Source organism: Chromobacterium sp. IIBBL 290-4, assembly GCF_024207115.1.
Taxonomy (GTDB): Bacteria; Pseudomonadota; Gammaproteobacteria; order Burkholderiales; family Chromobacteriaceae; genus Chromobacterium.
On the sequence record NZ_CP100128.1, the window covers coordinates 5,077,297 to 5,093,549 of the forward strand.

The following is a 16,253-nucleotide window of genomic DNA, read 5'->3' on the forward strand; positions in this document are numbered from 1 at the left end:
GGCATGATGCGGATGAAAACCGCTTAGCGGCGCATCGAGTCGAAGAAAGCCTGGTTCGACTTGGTGGCCTTGATCTTGTCCTGCAGGAATTCCATCGCTTCCAGATCGTCCATCGGGTACAAGAGCTTGCGCAGCACCCAGATGCGTTGCAGCTGGTCCTGCGGGATCAGCAGCTCTTCGCGGCGGGTGCCGGAGCGATTGATGTTCAGGGCCGGGAAGATGCGCTTTTCAGCCATCTTGCGATCCAGATGGATTTCGCAGTTGCCGGTGCCCTTGAATTCTTCGTAGATCACGTCGTCCATGCGGCTGCCGGTGTCGATCAGCGCGGTGGCGACGATGGTCAGGCTGCCGCCCTCTTCCACATTGCGCGCGGCGCCGAAGAAGCGCTTCGGGCGTTGCAGCGCGTTGGCGTCCACGCCGCCGGTCAGCACCTTGCCGGAAGCCGGCACCACGGTGTTGTAGGCGCGGGCCAGACGCGTGATGGAATCCAGCAGGATCACTACGTCCTTCTTGTGCTCGACCAGGCGCTTGGCCTTCTCGATCACCATTTCGGCGACCTGCACGTGGCGGGTGGCCGGCTCGTCGAAGGTGGAGGACACCACTTCGCCGCGCACCGAACGCTGCATTTCCGTCACTTCTTCCGGACGCTCGTCGATCAGCAGCACGATCAGCACCGCATCCGGGTGGTTGGCGGTGATGGCGTGGGCGATATGCTGCAGCATCACCGTTTTACCGGACTTCGGCGGCGCCACCAACAGCGCGCGCTGGCCGCGGCCGATCGGCGCGATCAGGTCGATGATGCGGCCGGTGATGTTCTCTTCGGCGCGGATGTCGCGCTCCAGCTTGAACTGCTCGGTTGGGAAAAGCGGGGTGAGGTTTTCAAACAGAATCTTGTGCTTGGCGCTTTCCGGCGCCTCGCCGTTTACCTTGTCCACCTTGACCAAGGCGAAGTAGCGCTCGCCGTCCTTCGGGGTACGGATCTCGCCCTCGATGGAATCGCCGGTATGAAGGTTGAAGCGGCGAATCTGCGAGGGGCTGACATAAATGTCGTCCGGCCCGGCCAGATACGAGGTATCCGGGCTGCGCAGGAAACCGAAACCGTCCGGCAGCACTTCCAGCGTGCCTTCGCCGAAGATGCTTTCGCCCTTCTTGGCCTGGTTTTTCAGAAGCGCGAAGATCAGATCCTGCTTGCGCAGTCGGTTGGCCCCGTCAATCTCGTTGGAAATTGCCATTTCCACGAGTTCGGAAACATGTAGATGTTTGAGATCAGATAAGTGCATAGCGGTCGTGAGGTCGACTCGGTCATATTCGGCGGAACGCCGTTGGGGGGGTGGAGTGTAAACGAAACGGGCGGCGCTTGTTTATGCCACCCGTCTTGAAGGTTGTGCGTGGAGAATAGACGCTTTAGATGTTGCTGTCAATGAAGGCGGTCAGCTGGCTCTTGGACAGCGCGCCTACCTTGGTGGCGGCCACTTGGCCGTCCTTGAAGATCATCAGCGTCGGGATGCCGCGGATGCCGAACTTCGGCGGCGTCTGCTCGTTCTGATCGATGTTCAGCTTGGCCACTTTCAGCTTGCCTTCGTATTGCGCGGCCACTTCGTCCAGAATCGGCGCGATCATCTTGCACGGGCCGCACCATTCTGCCCAGTAGTCTACCAGCACCGGCACATCGGCCTTCAGCACGTCTTGTTCGAAAGAATCATCGCTTACGTGGTGGATCAGATCGCTCATGGCTTCCTCATCAATTGTGTTCATGCTTAATTCCTGATGGTAGCAAGCGCCGCCGCCGGGAGCAACCCGGCCGCCGCCAAGGACAAACGCGGCCAAGCAGGGGATGCCCCGGACACGGATTCCCGGAAATCCCTTGCTTTCCGGTATAATGTCTGGCTGTTTACACAAGAAGGACTCCAAATGGGCTTTCTGCAAGGCAAGAAAATCCTGATCACCGGCATGATCTCCAATCGTTCCATCGCGTATGGCATCGCCCAGGCCTGTCACCGCGAAGGCGCCGAGCTGGCGTTCACCTACGTGGTGGACAAGCTGGAAGATCGCGTCCGTGATATGGCGGCCGACTTCGGATCCAAACTGGTTTACCGCTGCGACGTGCAGAACGACGACGAGATCAATCAACTGTTCGCCGATCTGGCCAAGGAATGGGACGGCCTGGACGGCCTGGTGCACTCCATCGGCTTCGCGCCGCGCGAAGCGCTGGAAGGCGACTTTTTGGACTCGCTGAGCCGCGAAGCCTTCCAGATCGCCCATGACGTATCTTCCTACAGTTTCCCGGCGCTGGCCAAGGCCGCGCGCCCGATGATGCAGGGCCGCAAGGCTTCGCTGCTGACCCTGTCCTACCTGGGCGCGGTGCGCGCGATCCCGAACTACAATGTGATGGGCCTGGCCAAAGCCAGCCTGGAAGCCTCGGTGCGCTTCATGGCCGCCAGCCTGGGCAAGGAAGGCATCCGCGTCAACGGCATTTCCGCCGGCCCGATCAAGACCCTGGCCGCCTCCGGCATCTCCGGCTTCTCCAAGCTGCTAAACATGGCTTCCAGCCAAGCCTGTCTGCGCCGCAACGTCACCACGGAAGAAGTCGGCAACGCCGCCGCCTTCATGCTGTCGGACCTCTCCTCCGGCATCACCGGCGAAATCACTTACGTGGACGCCGGCTACAGCATCAATGCGCTGAACGTGCCCGAATAAACTTCGGGCCCAACGTCTCATCCCCGAATCGGCGCGCCATCGCGCCGATTTTGCTTTCCGCCCGCCACGCCGCTCCCCCTGCGCCGCCCGCTCCAGCCAAGCTTCAAGCCGTGGCCGCCAAGCCCTCGCCGCTCCGCTTTCCAAGTCCGCACTATCCATGCTTAAAAAATCCATTGAATTTATTTAATCATGATCAATACTTCAATGGCATCTAAACACGGAGGAAGTAATGAAACATGCAAGAAGACTGATTGTGCTTGGCTTGCTGTCATTCGCCGCATCCGCCCACGCAGAGCAAACCGTTCCGCAATGGGCGGTGCAGACTGAGGGCCGCCAGATCCATCGCGCCGACGGCTGGCAAGCCACCTGGCCCGGCGTCAACTGGCGGGCGCGCGTCGCCGCGCAGGCCGTGGGCGTCACGCTCAACGACGCGGTCAATTTCTATTCACTGGAAGTGGACGGCAAAGCGGCGCAAACCATCGCCCCCGCCGCCGGGGAACGCACCATTTGGCAAGACCTGCCCGACCGCAAGCCGCACCTGGTCCGCTTGTTCAAGATGACCCAATCGCCAGACAACCCCGGCCTGTTCCGCGGCTTCACGCTGCGCGGCGGCCATGCGCTGGAATTGCCGCCCAAGCCGCGCCGGCAAATCGAATTCATCGGCGACTCCTGGACCGTGGCCTATGGCAACCTGTCCACCACCCGCGATTGCACCGATCAGCAAATCGTCGAGCGCAGCGACGCCAGCCAGAGCTTCGCCGCCTACCTGGGCAAACTCTACGGCGCGCAGATCCAAAACAACGGCATGTCAGGCATGGGCATGGTGCGCAATTGGGGCGGCAATATGCCGCAAGTGGACTATCGCAGCTATCATCCGCGGCTCTTGCAAAACTTGCCGGTAAGCACGCCCGGCAACAATGCCGACCATCGCTACAATTGGCAGCCGCAACTGGTAGTGATCGCGCTGGGCATCAATGACTTCGGCACCGATGTTGGCGCCAATGAAGGCCGCAGCCAGGAACAACTGGCCGCCGACTACCTGAAGGCCTATCACGGACTGATCGCGGAGTTGAAGCAGCGTTACGACAACCCCGCCTTTTTGCTGGCCGCGACTTTTCTGTGGCCGGCGGACCGGATGCGTCCGCTGGTCAGCCAGGTGGTGGATGAGGAAAGGCAAAAAGGGACGACGGTGGCCTATGTGGACTGGCAGAACATCGAACTGACCGGCTGCAATTGGCACCCCAATCTGAGCGATCATGCCAAGATGGCCGCGCAGATGGACACGTCCATCCGCACGCTGGGCAATATCTGGGACAAATAGTCAGCAAGCCCGCCGGCGCTATCGGCGGGCTCCCTCTTCTTCAACGCCCCTTAAACCGCGGCAGCGCTTTCTCAAGAAAAGCCTTGGTGCCGATGCGAAAATCCTCAGTCTGCGCAACCAGTCCGAAATAATCGGCGCCCAGGCGCGCGGACTCGGCTTCAGACAGGGACAGGCCGCGATGAATGGCCTCCCAGCTCAAACGCACCGCCGACGGCGATTGAGCCATGACCTCCCGCAGCAGCGCCTCCGACTCCGCCAGCAAACTCTCCGCCGCCGCCACGCGGTTGATCAAGCCCAGCCGGCAGGCCTCGTCGGCATCGATCAAGCGCCCGGTCAACAGCAGCTCGGCCGCCCTGCCCTTGCCTATCAGCCGCGGCAGCCGCGTGGTGCCGCCGAAACCGGCCACCGCGCCGATCTTCACTTCCGGGTGGCCGAAACGGGCATGCGGCGCGGCCAGCCGCAACATGCAGGCCTCGGCGATCTCCAGCCCGCCGCCCAGGGCGTCGCCATTGATAGCGGCCAATACCGGCTTGCCCAGATTCTCGATCTTTTCCGTCGCCGCCACGGCCAAGCGCGCCAGCTCCCGCACCTCGGCCGCGGAGGCCCGGTTCAGATATCGGATATCGGCGCCCGCCGAAAACGCGCGGCCATTGCCGGTCAGCAGCACCGCCTGCGCGGCGTCATCCGCCGCAGCCCAATCCAGCGCCGCCAAAAGCTGCCGCAACAGCTGGCGGTTCATCGCGTTCAGGCAATCCGGCCGATTCAGCTCCAGCCTGGCGATGCCATTCTCGGTGCGGCATCGCACCACATCCTTTTCGCGCATGCCTACTCCGTCGATTCAAGTGTCAGGAATTCTCCGCGTCCAGCCAGGCCAGCGCCGCCGCGCGATCGAAAAACAGCCGGGAATAACGCGCGCGCCGCGCCTCGCGCAAATACTCGCCGAAGCGCTCGCCGTAATCGCGCTCAGGGTCGATCACCACCGCCGTTCGCAGCCGATAATTTTGCAGCTTCTGCAAAAACTCGCCGGCAAAGCGCGTGCTCAGTTCAAAGAAGTCGGCAGGCAAAACGGGGTGGGAAAGCAATAGCAAACGGCAGTCCTGCTCGATGCAGGCCGAAATCAGTTCCGTCGCCTGATCGGCTGCGCGCAGCGGCGCCTCCCACTCCAGCACGCGCCCCGTCTCGTGGCGCAGAATTTGATAAGTCATGGCCTTGCCTCATAAAAACCGAAACGGAAATCATGACATTAAAATACTCGCCACCCATTGACAAGCCCGCGAAGCGAAGGCCGAATACTCCAAGCGCATAAAAGCATTCGCTCAATACAGAGAACAGACAACCATGACAATCACTCTGATCATCATCGCGGCGCTGGCCGCCGCAGCGTTCGGCCATTATTGGCTCAATTACCAACCCGCCGCCCAGCGCTACTGGCAACGACTGCCCACCCGCCAGCAATACCTGGCGGCGCATCCAGCAATGTTCGAATTGCCAGGCCAAGCTTTGGCGGGAGCAGGACTGACGCCGGCTCAAGCGGCGGTTGCGGCTCGCCGCCGCGCCAGCGCCGCCAGCGCTTGACGGCTGGATTCAATCAACTCGGCGTTTCCCGCCGCCTCGCGCAAAGCCAAGGCCTCGTTCAAGGCGCGCTCAGCCGCATCCAAACGTCCGGCGCCCAGGCAAGCCTTGCCCAGGTGCTGCAAAACAAAGTCCAGCAGGCCCTGCAGACCGGCATGCTGGCGAATGCGCGCCTCTTGTTCTTCCAAGGCGGCGATCGACGCCAGCCATAAACCGCGCGCCTCCAAAGCCTGCGTCCAGCGGATCGCCGCCGCGCAATGACCGCGGGCATCCGATAAATGCGCCAGGGCCTCCATCGCGCTTCGCAAGCAAGCTTCGCCGCGCTCGACATCGCCGGCATAAACCAGCATCAGCCCAGCTTGGCTTTGCGCGCGCGCCAAGGCTGCGGCATCGCCCTGCCGCCGAGCCAACACGGCATTAGCCTGTTGACGCATGGCTGGCGGGTTCAAGGCTCGGCGCGCCAAGGTATCGTCGTCAATCACATATTCTGTGCCGGGCTGGCCATGGAAAGCCAGTATCTGCGGCAAACCTTCCGCCATCAGCCCCTCCGTTCTACCGCAGCCCTTTTCTGCAGACAGCTTGGGCACAGGCAGTCTCCATCCGCCTCCAGCACCGGCAGCTCATGCGGCAGATCCATGCACCAGCAGCCGCCTGTCTCGCCGCCTGCGCCGCAAGTGAATTCCAGGCCGCAGGCGGCGCAGGTTTTGCGCCGCACCGGCAAGGGCAAACTCAATAGCCGCTGCCAGACCTGTTCTTTGCGCGCCGCGTCGTAACTCGACCAAGCCGCTATCTCATCCAGCGTGCGGCGACAACCCACGCACGTCCCGCCGCTGTCGTCCAATCGGCAAACGCCGACGCAGGGCGACGGCACCGCCTTGTCTGATGACTTCACTTCCCGCTCCGATTTCGCTTGATTGCCGCGAATAGTAGCGCGGAGACGGCATCACGCCAATTGCCGCCAGCGCTGACTCAGCCCCAGCGCATGGAACAGCCCATAGCCCAGGCAGATCAAGGAACTCCAGATGACGAAAGCGCTCATCGCCTCGGGCCTCATCAGCCAGATCGGCACCACGACAAGGCCGCGCAAAAGATAAATGGCCGTAATGGTCAACAGGGCCGGTTTGAGCAAAGGCAGCCGCCGCAAGCAGCCCGCCGCGGAAAAGGCATACAGCGCCCAAATCGCCAGGATGGCGGCGATGCCCAGCGTCACCAGCGCCGGCCACCACTCGCCGCGTCCAGCCGCCTCCGCATATTCGGGCGGCGCGCCAAAGAAGCGGTACCACGCCGGCCCGCCGAAAATGATGCCGATGTGCAGCAAGCTGGCCAGCAGGCTCAAGCCGCCGGCTATCGTCAAATTGCGATTCATCACCGCTCCGCCAAAGTCAGACCATAAAAATAATAACACTGTCATTTCAGTTGCGCATGAAAAACGGCGCGGGATACGCGCCGCTCTCTACGACAGCCAGAATGGCTTACTTGGCCGCCGAGGCATCCTGGCCGGCTGCGCCGCCGCCCACGGTTTCCATCACCTTCCACTGGCCGTTTTCGACCTTGTAAACGGTAATGCCGCCATCTTTCAGATCGCCCTTGTCGTCGTAAGTCCAGTTGCTGGAGGTGACGCCCTTGTGGGTGATCTTGGCCAGCACCGGCAGGTAGGCCTTGGGATCGGCGGAGTTGGCATCCTTCATCGCCTGGATCAGCGTGCGCGCGGCATCGTAACCATACGGCGAGTAAGTGGCCACGTCGGCCTTGAAACGCGCCTTGTAGCGGGTTTCGTAGTCCTTGCCGCCCGGCATCTGCTCCAGCGGCAAACCTGCCAGCGAAGCGATGGTGCCGTCGGCTTCCTTGCCGGCCAACTGCAGGAAGGTCGGGGTCTTGGTCATTTCGCCGGAAATCAGCGGCGCCTTGAGGCCCAGGCGCTTCATCTGCTTGACCATGGGCGCGGACTGCGCGTCGGCGCCGCCGTAGAACACCACGTCAGGATTGGCGCCCTTGATACTGGTCAGGATGGCGGTGAAGTCGGTGGCCTTGTCATTGGTGAACTCGCGCTTCACCACATCGCCGCCGGCGGCGCGCGCCGACTTCTCGAACTCGTCCGCCAGGCCTTGGCCGTAGGCGGTGCGGTCGTCGACGATGACGATCTTCTTGGCGTGCAGCTTTTCCACCGCGAACTTGCCCATCACGCCGCCCTGCTGGGTGTCGGAGGTCATCGAACGGAAGGTGTTCTTGAAGCCTTGCGAGGTGAAGACCGGCGAGGTGGCCATCGCGATCATCGGGATGCCGGCGTCGGAGTAGATCTTGGAAGCCGGGATGGACGTGCCGGAGTTGAAGTGGCCGACAATGCCCGCCACCTTGTCGTCGACAAACTTCTGCGCCAGCTGGGTAGCGGTTTTCGGGTCCGCCTGGTCATCCTGGGCGTCCAGCTCGAAAGTCACCGCCTTGCCGGCTATCGTCGGCTTTTCGGCGTTGGCGTCTTCGATCGCCAGCGTCACGCCGTTTTTGTACTCTTCGCCGTAGTGCGATTGCGGACCGGTCAACGGCGCCGCGAAACCGATCTTGATTACGTCGCCGCCGCTGTTTGCCTGGGCGGGCGCGGAAGCCGCGCCGGCCGGAGCGGCCTCTTCCTTCTTGCCGCAGGCGGACAGGGCGACAGCGGCCGCGACCGCCAGAGTCAGGGTGGACAGCTTGGATACTTGCATCTCTCTCGTTCCTCTTCTTGCTTCTACTGCTTGCGTCGACATTGCCGGATGGTCCGGCGCCCTTCTTGCTCTTAAAGTAAAAACTCTGGCCGCATTATTCCAACGCGGCCAGAGCCTGGCAAGTTGATTATTCAGTCATGCTCATCAGGCTGGCGTTGCCGCCCGCCGCCGTGGTGTTCACGCTCAGCGCGCGCTCCACCACCAGCCGGTGGATATTGTAGCCATGCTCGCCGCTGACGATCAGCGGCACCAGCGCGCCGTCGCGGGCCGCCAGCTTGCGCCGCGCCTCTTCCGCCCCCGCCCCGGCGAACAACACCGCGGAAACATCGGCGGACAGCGCATCGGCGGACACTTCAACATAGCCGTTCAGCGCCGCAGCGAACTTGCGGCCCGCTTCATTATCCGGCGCCAGCGCGCGGTTGCCGGCGGCAAGCGCCACCGCCAATTGTGCGCCCAGGGCCTGCGCGTCATCCGCCACGCAAGCGACACGGCCGCGGCCGGAGAAGCTCAGCGCATTGTTTTCGCCAGTGGGGCCAGGCAGGAGCACGCTGTGCGCCAATGGGCTTTCCTTGCGCGCGGCGGCGATCACGCCGTCCAGGCTCAGTCCCTGCGCCTTGGCGGCGGCGGACAACGCCTCAAGCGCAGACCAATCAGCCGCCACATGCTGGACATTCAGCTTAGGCTGCCAGCTAGCGCGCGTCAGGCGATACAGGTAGTACGGACCGCCGGCCTTGGGGCCGGTGCCGGACTTGCCTTCGCCGCCGAAGGGCTGCACGCCCACCACCGCGCCGACGATGTTGCGATTGACGTAGACGTTGCCCACCTTGATCTTGCCGCAGATGTCGGCGATGGTTTCGTCGATGCGGCTGTGGATGCCGTGGGTCAGGCCGTAGCCGGTGGCGTTGATCTCGGCCACCACCTTGTCCAGATCGCTGGCGGCGTAACGCAGCACATGCAGCACCGGGCCGAACACTTCGCGCTTCAGCTCGGACAGGTTGTCGATCTCGAACAGCGTCGGCGCAACGTAGGTGCCTTGCTCGCAATCCGCGCCCAGCGGGATTTGATGCACGGCGCGCGCGGAATGCTTCAGCTTGTCGATATGCGCCAGCAAGCCGGCTTGCGCCTCGGCGTCGATCACCGGGCCGACGTCGGTGGTGAGCTTGGCCGGATTGCCCACGGTCAGCTCATCCATCGCGCCCTTGATCATCTTGATGACCTTGTCGGCGATATCGTGTTGCAGATACAACACTCTCAAGGCCGAGCAGCGCTGGCCGGCGGAATCGAAAGCCGAGCTCAACACATCGGTCACCACCTGCTCAGGCAGCGCCGAGCTGTCGACGATCATCGCGTTCATGCCGCCGGTTTCCGCCACCAGCACCGGATCGTCGCCGCGCTTGGCCAGCGTGCGGTTGATGATCTGCGCCACCTCTGTGGAACCGGTGAAGATCACGCCCTGAATGCGCGCATCGCCGGTCAGCGCCGCTCCCACCACCTCGCCGCGTCCCGGCAGGAACTGCACTGCGGCGCGCGGCACGCCAGCTTCGTGCAGCAGACGCACCGCGTAAGCGGCGATCAAGCTGGTTTGCTCGGCCGGCTTGGCCAGCACGGTGTTGCCGGCGGCCAAAGACGCGACGACTTCGCCGATGAAGATGGCCAGCGGGAAGTTCCACGGGCTGATGCACACCACCGGACCCAGCGGCCTGTGGCTGGCGTTATCAAATTCGGACGCGATCTGCGCGGCGTAGTAGCGGCAGAAGTCGACCGCCTCGCGCACTTCGGCGATGGCATTGTTCAGCGTCTTGCCCGCTTCGCGCACCGCCAGGCCCATCAGACCGGCCATATTGGCTTCCATCAGGTCGGCCATGCGGTTCAGGCAGGCGGCGCGCTCCGCCACCGGCGTGGCTGCCCAAGCTGCCGCGGCGGCTTCGGATTGCCGCAGCGCGCGCTCCACATCGTCGGCGCTCGCTTCTATCACCTTACCGACCACATCGCTGCGATCCGCGGGGTTGCGGACATCCAAAGCTTCGCCGTCGGTGACATCGCCGTCGCCCAGCATCGGGAAGGCGGCCCAGCGTTGCTGCTCGGAAGCCTGCAGGCTCAATTGCAGCGTGGCCAGCACATGCTCGCTGGACAGGTCCAGGCCCTTGGAATTGCGGCGGCCGTTGCCATACAGATCGACCGGCAGCGCAATCTTGCTATGCGGCTGTCCGGCGTGCGCGGCGGCCTCGGCCACCGGATCGGTCACCAGTTCGTCTATTGATACCGCCTCGTCGACGATGCGGTTGACGAAGGACGAGTTGGCGCCATTTTCCAGCAGGCGGCGCACCAGATAGGCCAACAGCGTTTCATGCGAGCCCACCGGCGCGTAGATGCGGCAGGCTTTGCCCAGCTTGTCCTTGCCGACTACTTGGTCGTACAAGGTCTCGCCCATGCCGTGCAGGCACTGGAATTCGTAGTCTTTGCCGGCGGCCAGATTGTAGATGGCCGACAGACTGTAGGCATTGTGGGTGGCGAACTGCGGATAGATGGCGTCCTGCGCGGCCAGCAGCTTCTTGGCGCAAGCCAGATAGGACACGTCGGTGTACACCTTGCGGGTATAGACCGGATAGCCCGGCAGACCATCCACCTGGGCGCGCTTCACCTCGGCATCCCAGTAAGCGCCCTTCACCAGCCGCACCATGAAGCGATGGCCGGTGCGGCGCGCCAGGTCGATCAGGAAATCGATCACGAACGGGCAGCGCTTCTGATAAGCCTGCACTACGATGCCTATGCCCTCGAAACCATTCAGATCCGGATCATTGGCCAGCGCCTCGACCAGATCCATGGAAATTTCCAGGCGATCGGCTTCTTCCGCGTCGATGTTCAGGCCGATATTGTATTGCTTGGCCTGCAGGAACAGTGCTTTCAGACGAGGCAGCAGCTCGGTCATCATCCGCTCGTGCTTCAAGCGGGCGTAGCGCGGGTGGATGGCGGACAGCTTCACCGAGATGCCAGGACCGTCGTAGATGCCGCGTCCGTTCGATTCCTTGCCGATCGCGTGGATGGCGGTGACGTAATCTTTCAGATAACGCTGCGCGTCGGCTTCGGTCATGGCCGCCTCGCCCAACATGTCATAGCTGAAGCGATAGCCGCGCGCTTCGCGCTCGCGGCCATTGGCCAGCGCTTCTTCAATGGTTTCGCCGGTGACGAATTGCTTGCCCAGCATGCGCATCGCCATGTCCACGCCTTTGCGGATCAAGGGCTCGCCGCCCTTGGCGATCAAACGGGTCATCGCGGCGGACAGACCGTTGGCACTATGCGAAGCCACCAGCTTACCGGTCACCAGCAAGCCCCAGGCAGCGGCATTGACAAACAACGACGAGCTGTTGCCCAAGTGGGCCTTCCAGTCGCCGCGGGAAATCTTGTCGCGGATCAGCTTGTCTGCCGTCTCGCGATCGGGAATGCGCAGCAGCGCCTCGGCCAGGCACATCAGGGCGATGCCTTCGCTGCTGTCCAGCGAGAACTCGTGCATCAAGGCGTCCACGCCGCTGGAGCGGGTGCGCTCGCGACGCACTTCCGTCACCAGCCGGCGCGCCAGCTGCTGCACCGAGGCGACTTGTTCAGGGCTCATCGCCGCTTGCGCGAGCAAGGCTTGCACGCACTCGCGCTCGTCGCGCCGGTAAGCGGCGGTGATCGCATCGCGCAGCGCGGACTGCTGATGAGCAAAGGTTTGGAATTGCATGGGTTTCTCCGGTATTGTTTTGCAGCCCCGGCCTCGCGTCCGGGTAACCGGTCTATTGTATACAACTGCATTAAAAGCTGTTGGACAATATAAAATATTCTTTAGCTGCCAATCACCACCAAACGCTTATATAGCAAGGCCTTATGAGCTTTATCGATACCGCCCCATTTCAAGCGCTACGCATAAAGTCTTGTTTGAGTTGATATTCAAGCCCATTCAATCCCAAACCACAGTAAGAAAATATGACGCGCTTGCCATGGCATGAATCACCGCAACTGTTGTTCGAAGCAGACAAATCATTCTAGGCGCTTATTTGGCGTCATAAAACCCGCCAAATAAGTACAGTGTCCTTGAGTTAAATTCAAGATCGAGAATGCAAAAATCCCCAGGCGATTGCCTGGGGCTTTGCTTTGGGAATCTGGCGATGTCCTACTTTCACATGGCCAAGGCCACACTATCATCGGCGCTAAGATGTTTCACGGTCCTGTTCGGAATGGGAAGGCGTGGGACCATCTCGCTATTGTCACCAGAAAAAACGATAACGCTGTCGCGTAATTCTTTTTTCGCTTGTTGCCAGCGAAACAAGCAGCCCTGGACTACTTGCTTTAAATGGGGCGTCTGGCGGTGTCCTACTTTCACATGGCCAAGGCCACACTATCATCGGCGCTAAGATGTTTCACGGTCCTGTTCGGGATGGGAAGGCGTGGGACCATCTCGCTAAGGCCACCAGACATAAACTTGTACAAACTTAAAGAAGCCTGAACCAGAGAAGCTCTCTGATTCTGAATATTCGGTATTTAATTGTGTCGCACACACTCTATCTCGTCGCTCAGTATCATACGAATCCAAGATCCGTACGCTAAGCCACTCAAATGATAGGATCAAGCCTCACGAGCAATTAGTATCGGTTAGCTTCACGCCTCACAGCGCTTCCACACCCGACCTATCAACGTCCTGGTCTCGAACGACTCTTCAGGGAGGTCAAGCCTCCAGGGAAGTCTCATCTTCAGGCAAGTTTCCCGCTTAGATGCTTTCAGCGGTTATCTCTTCCGCACTTAGCTACCCGGCGATGCGACTGGCGTCACAACCGGTACACCAGAGGTGCGTCCACTCCGGTCCTCTCGTACTAGGAGCAGCCCCCGTCAAACTTCCAACGCCCACTGCAGATAGGGACCAAACTGTCTCACGACGTTTTGAACCCAGCTCACGTACCACTTTAAATGGCGAACAGCCATACCCTTGGGACCGGCTACAGCCCCAGGATGTGATGAGCCGACATCGAGGTGCCAAACACCGCCGTCGATGTGAACTCTTGGGCGGTATCAGCCTGTTATCCCCGGAGTACCTTTTATCCGTTGAGCGATGGCCCTTCCATTCAGAACCACCGGATCACTATGTCCTGCTTTCGCACCTGCTCGACTTGTCGGTCTCGCAGTTAAGCTACCTTTTGCCATTGCACTATCAGCACGATTTCCGACCGTACCTAGGTAACCTTCGAACTCCTCCGTTACACTTTGGGAGGAGACCGCCCCAGTCAAACTGCCTACCATGCACTGTCCCCAATCCGGATCACGGACCAAGGTTAGAACCTCAAACACACCAGGGTGGTATTTCAAGGACGGCTCCACCAGAACTAGCGTCCTGGCTTCAAAGCCTCCCACCTATCCTACACAAGTCTGTTCAAAGTCCAATGCAAAGCTACAGTAAAGGTTCACGGGGTCTTTCCGTCTAGCAGCGGGGAGATTGCATCTTCACAAACACTTCAACTTCGCTGAGTCTCAGGAGGAGACAGTGTGGCCATCGTTACGCCATTCGTGCGGGTCGGAACTTACCCGACAAGGAATTTCGCTACCTTAGGACCGTTATAGTTACGGCCGCCGTTTACCGGGGCTTCGATCAAGAGCTTGCACCCCATCACTTAACCTTCCGGCACCGGGCAGGCGTCACACCGTATACGTCCACTTTCGTGTTGGCACAGTGCTGTGTTTTTGTTAAACAGTCGCAGCCACCTATTCTCTGCGACCTGTCAAAGCTTCGTGAGTAAATCACTACACCCCAACAGGCATACCTTCTCCCGAAGTTACGGTATCAATTTGCCGAGTTCCTTCTCCTGAGTTCTCTCAAGCGCCTTAGAATTCTCATCCTGCCCACCTGTGTCGGTTTGCGGTACGGTTCTTGTGTAGCTGAAGCTTAGTGGCTTTTCCTGGAAGCGTGGTATCAGTCACTTCAGGTCCGTAGACCCTCGTTATCACTTCTCGGCGTTAAAGAAGGGCGGATTTGCCTACCCCTCACGCCTACCGGCTTGAACAGACTATTCCAACAGTCTGCTGACCTAACCTTCTCCGTCCCCACATCGCACTACACAAAAGTACGGGAATTTTAACCCGTTTCCCATCGACTACGCTTTTCAGCCTCGCCTTAGGGGCCGACTCACCCTACGCCGATGAACGTTGCGTAGGAAACCTTGGGCTTTCGGCGAGCGGGCTTTTCACCCGCTTTATCGCTACTCATGTCAGCATTCGCACTTCTGATATCTCCAGCATGCCTCTCGACACACCTTCACAGACCTACAGAACGCTCCCCTACCACGGACGCTTACGCGCCCATCCGCAGCTTCGGTTATCAGTTTGAGCCCCGTTACATCTTCCGCGCAGGACGACTCGACCAGTGAGCTATTACGCTTTCTTTAAATGATGGCTGCTTCTAAGCCAACATCCTGGCTGTCTAGGCCTTCCCACTTCGTTTACCACTTAACTGATCATTTGGGACCTTAGCTGGCGGTCTGGGTTGTTTCCCTCTTGACAATGGACGTTAGCACCCACTGTCTGTCTGCCAAGCTCGCACTTTCCGGTATTCAGAGTTTGCCATGGTTTGGTAAATCGCAATGACCCCCTAGCCATAACAGTGCTTTACCCCCGGAAGTGATACTTGACGCACTACCTAAATAGTTTTCGGGGAGAACCAGCTATCTCCGAGTTTGTTTAGCCTTTCACCCCTATCCACAGCTCATCCCCTAGTTTTGCAACACTAGTGGGTTCGGACCTCCAGTGCGTGTTACCGCACCTTCATCCTGGCCATGGATAGATCACTCGGTTTCGGGTCTACACCCAGCGACTAAGACGCCCTATTCGGACTCGGTTTCCCTACGCCTCCCCTATTCGGTTAAGCTTGCCACTGAATGTAAGTCGCTGACCCATTATACAAAAGGTACGCAGTCACGGAACAAGTCCGCTCCCACTGTTTGTATGCATCCGGTTTCAGGTTCTATTTCACTCCCCTCCCGGGGTTCTTTTCGCCTTTCCCTCACGGTACTGGTTCACTATCGGTCGATCATGAGTATTTAGCCTTGGAGGATGGTCCCCCCATCTTCAGACAGGATTTCTCGTGTCCCGCCCTACTTGTCGTATGCCTAGTTCTTGCGATGCGTTTTCGTGTACGGGGCTATCACCCACTACGGCGGTCCTTTCCATGAACCTTCCACTAACGCAACTCATAACACATACAGGCTGTTCCGCGTTCGCTCGCCACTACTTACGGAATCTCGGTTGATTTCTTTTCCTTCAGCTACTTAGATGTTTCAGTTCGCTGAGTTCGCCTCCGCAGACCTATGTATTCAGTCTGGGATACCGCCTAAACGGTGGGTTTCCCCATTCGGACATCGCGGGATCAAAGCTCTATTGCCAGCTCCCCCGCGCTTTTCGCAGGCTTACACGTCCTTCATCGCCTATGATCGCCAAGGCATCCACCAGATGCACTTAGTCGCTTGACCCTATCATTTCAGTAACCTAAATTACTGCGACAATAGAGAGTGTTTGTGCGACGACTGCACCGCCCCTTTTGATATGGCGACGCAGCCTTAGATACAATCAAATACCCAAGATGACGATCTGTCGACATGAAGAGTTAACTCCATGTTTTCATCTCGCCGTCTATATATATTCGGCTTCTTCAGTTTGTTAAAGATCGGGCGTATTTTCAACGCAAACAAAATCACACTCTCTCAAGAGTGATTATGTTTGCACTGGAGTGGTGGAGGATGACGGGATCGAACCGACGACCCCCTGCTTGCAAAGCAGGTGCTCTCCCAACTGAGCTAATCCCCCAAACAGGTCAAATGGTGGGTCTGGTAGGACTCGAACCTACGACCCCTGCGTTATCAACACAGTGCTCTAACCAGCTGAGCTACAAACCCAGTTGACTTTAGAGATCGTGGACTCCACAACCTCAATGCCCTTAACACAAA

12 protein-coding genes, 2 tRNA genes and 3 rRNA genes are annotated in these 16,253 nt (G+C 59.8%); 3 read left to right on the forward strand and 14 right to left on the reverse strand.

The genetic code is table 11. The features are described 5' to 3' along the window. Positions 1-23 precede the first annotated feature (23 nt). Together rho and trxA are read right to left on the reverse strand one after the other, a co-directional pair. On the reverse strand, positions 24-1,280 hold the full coding sequence (rho, locus tag NKT35_RS23815; protein WP_254297742.1) for a transcription termination factor Rho: 1,257 nt from the start codon (positions 1,278-1,280) through the stop codon (positions 24-26). A gap of 124 nt (positions 1,281-1,404) precedes the next feature. Beyond that, positions 1,405-1,731, reverse strand: coding sequence for a thioredoxin TrxA (trxA, locus tag NKT35_RS23820; protein WP_254301431.1), 327 nt, complete (start codon positions 1,729-1,731; stop codon positions 1,405-1,407). A gap of 180 nt (positions 1,732-1,911) precedes the next feature. Between trxA and fabI the strand changes: the two genes are divergently transcribed. Together fabI and NKT35_RS23830 are read left to right on the forward strand one after the other, a co-directional pair. After that, complete coding sequence (gene fabI, locus NKT35_RS23825) at positions 1,912-2,697, forward strand: enoyl-ACP reductase FabI (RefSeq protein WP_254297743.1); 786 nt, start codon at positions 1,912-1,914, stop codon at positions 2,695-2,697. Positions 2,698-2,926: 229 nt separating this feature from the next. Then, complete coding sequence (locus NKT35_RS23830) at positions 2,927-4,018, forward strand: SGNH/GDSL hydrolase family protein (RefSeq protein WP_254297744.1); 1,092 nt, start codon at positions 2,927-2,929, stop codon at positions 4,016-4,018. Positions 4,019-4,058: 40 nt separating this feature from the next. Here the strand turns inward: NKT35_RS23830 and NKT35_RS23835 are convergent, their stop codons facing one another. Together NKT35_RS23835 and NKT35_RS23840 are read right to left on the reverse strand one after the other, a co-directional pair. Continuing rightward, positions 4,059-4,841: an enoyl-CoA hydratase/isomerase family protein gene (locus tag NKT35_RS23835; RefSeq protein WP_254297745.1), complete on the reverse strand. Its 783-nt coding sequence runs from the start codon at positions 4,839-4,841 to the stop codon at positions 4,059-4,061. A gap of 22 nt (positions 4,842-4,863) precedes the next feature. Continuing rightward, positions 4,864-5,223 (reverse strand): DUF4180 domain-containing protein, encoded by a 360-nt coding sequence (locus NKT35_RS23840; protein WP_254297746.1) that lies wholly within the window; start codon positions 5,221-5,223, stop codon positions 4,864-4,866. 133 nt (positions 5,224-5,356) lie between these two features. Between NKT35_RS23840 and NKT35_RS23845 the strand changes: the two genes are divergently transcribed. Beyond that, positions 5,357-5,593 (forward strand): hypothetical protein, encoded by a 237-nt coding sequence (locus NKT35_RS23845; RefSeq protein WP_254297747.1) that lies wholly within the window; start codon positions 5,357-5,359, stop codon positions 5,591-5,593. On the opposite strand, the gene NKT35_RS23850 is transcribed toward NKT35_RS23845, so the two are convergent. The 10 genes from NKT35_RS23850 to NKT35_RS23895 form a co-directional block, all read right to left on the reverse strand. Then, positions 5,545-6,129 (reverse strand): tetratricopeptide repeat protein, encoded by a 585-nt coding sequence (locus NKT35_RS23850; RefSeq protein WP_254297748.1) that lies wholly within the window; start codon positions 6,127-6,129, stop codon positions 5,545-5,547. The two genes, NKT35_RS23845 and NKT35_RS23850, sit on opposite strands and share 49 nt — an antisense overlap. Then, a complete protein-coding gene (locus NKT35_RS23855; RefSeq protein ID WP_254297749.1) occupies positions 6,129-6,482 on the reverse strand; it encodes a cysteine-rich CWC family protein in 354 nt (117 codons plus the stop codon). Before NKT35_RS23855 ends, NKT35_RS23850 begins: the two co-directional genes overlap by 1 nt. Positions 6,483-6,533: 51 nt before the next feature. Further along, positions 6,534-6,956, reverse strand: a complete 423-nt coding sequence (locus tag NKT35_RS23860; protein ID WP_254297750.1) for a hypothetical protein — start codon at positions 6,954-6,956, stop codon at positions 6,534-6,536. 106 nt (positions 6,957-7,062) lie between these two features. Then, positions 7,063-8,289: a branched-chain amino acid ABC transporter substrate-binding protein gene (locus NKT35_RS23865; RefSeq protein ID WP_254297751.1), complete on the reverse strand. Its 1,227-nt coding sequence runs from the start codon at positions 8,287-8,289 to the stop codon at positions 7,063-7,065. 127 nt (positions 8,290-8,416) lie between these two features. Then, entirely contained in the window at positions 8,417-12,010 is a 3,594-nt protein-coding gene (putA, locus tag NKT35_RS23870; RefSeq protein WP_254297752.1) for a trifunctional transcriptional regulator/proline dehydrogenase/L-glutamate gamma-semialdehyde dehydrogenase, read from the reverse strand. Between the two features lie 416 nt (positions 12,011-12,426). Next, positions 12,427-12,541, reverse strand: a 5S ribosomal RNA gene (gene rrf, locus NKT35_RS23875). An 85-nt stretch (positions 12,542-12,626) separates the two neighbouring features. Continuing rightward, a 5S ribosomal RNA gene (rrf, locus tag NKT35_RS23880) occupies positions 12,627-12,741 on the reverse strand. Positions 12,742-12,887: 146 nt separating this feature from the next. Continuing rightward, positions 12,888-15,779: ribosomal RNA gene (locus tag NKT35_RS23885) — 23S ribosomal RNA — on the reverse strand. Between the two features lie 258 nt (positions 15,780-16,037). After that, positions 16,038-16,113: transfer RNA gene (locus NKT35_RS23890), tRNA-Ala, on the reverse strand. 12 nt (positions 16,114-16,125) lie between these two features. Continuing rightward, positions 16,126-16,202, reverse strand: a tRNA-Ile gene (locus tag NKT35_RS23895). Positions 16,203-16,253: the final 51 nt, after the last annotated feature.

Bases quoted from the DNA above. Each gene is read 5' to 3' on its own strand.
- rho (WP_254297742.1), bottom strand. From the start codon at position 1,280: ATGCACTTATCTGATCTCAAACATCTACATGTTTCCGAACTCGTGGAA.
- trxA (WP_254301431.1), bottom strand. From the start codon at position 1,731: ATGAGCGATCTGATCCACCACGTAAGCGATGATTCTTTCGAACAAGAC.
- fabI (WP_254297743.1), top strand. From the start codon at position 1,912: ATGGGCTTTCTGCAAGGCAAGAAAATCCTGATCACCGGCATGATCTCC.
- NKT35_RS23830 (WP_254297744.1), top strand. From the start codon at position 2,927: ATGAAACATGCAAGAAGACTGATTGTGCTTGGCTTGCTGTCATTCGCC.
- NKT35_RS23835 (WP_254297745.1), bottom strand. From the start codon at position 4,841: ATGCGCGAAAAGGATGTGGTGCGATGCCGCACCGAGAATGGCATCGCC.
- NKT35_RS23840 (WP_254297746.1), bottom strand. From the start codon at position 5,223: ATGACTTATCAAATTCTGCGCCACGAGACGGGGCGCGTGCTGGAGTGG.
- NKT35_RS23845 (WP_254297747.1), top strand. From the start codon at position 5,357: ATGACAATCACTCTGATCATCATCGCGGCGCTGGCCGCCGCAGCGTTC.
- NKT35_RS23850 (WP_254297748.1), bottom strand. From the start codon at position 6,129: ATGGCGGAAGGTTTGCCGCAGATACTGGCTTTCCATGGCCAGCCCGGC.
- NKT35_RS23860 (WP_254297750.1), bottom strand. From the start codon at position 6,956: ATGAATCGCAATTTGACGATAGCCGGCGGCTTGAGCCTGCTGGCCAGC.
- NKT35_RS23865 (WP_254297751.1), bottom strand. From the start codon at position 8,289: ATGCAAGTATCCAAGCTGTCCACCCTGACTCTGGCGGTCGCGGCCGCT.
- putA (WP_254297752.1), bottom strand. From the start codon at position 12,010: ATGCAATTCCAAACCTTTGCTCATCAGCAGTCCGCGCTGCGCGATGCG.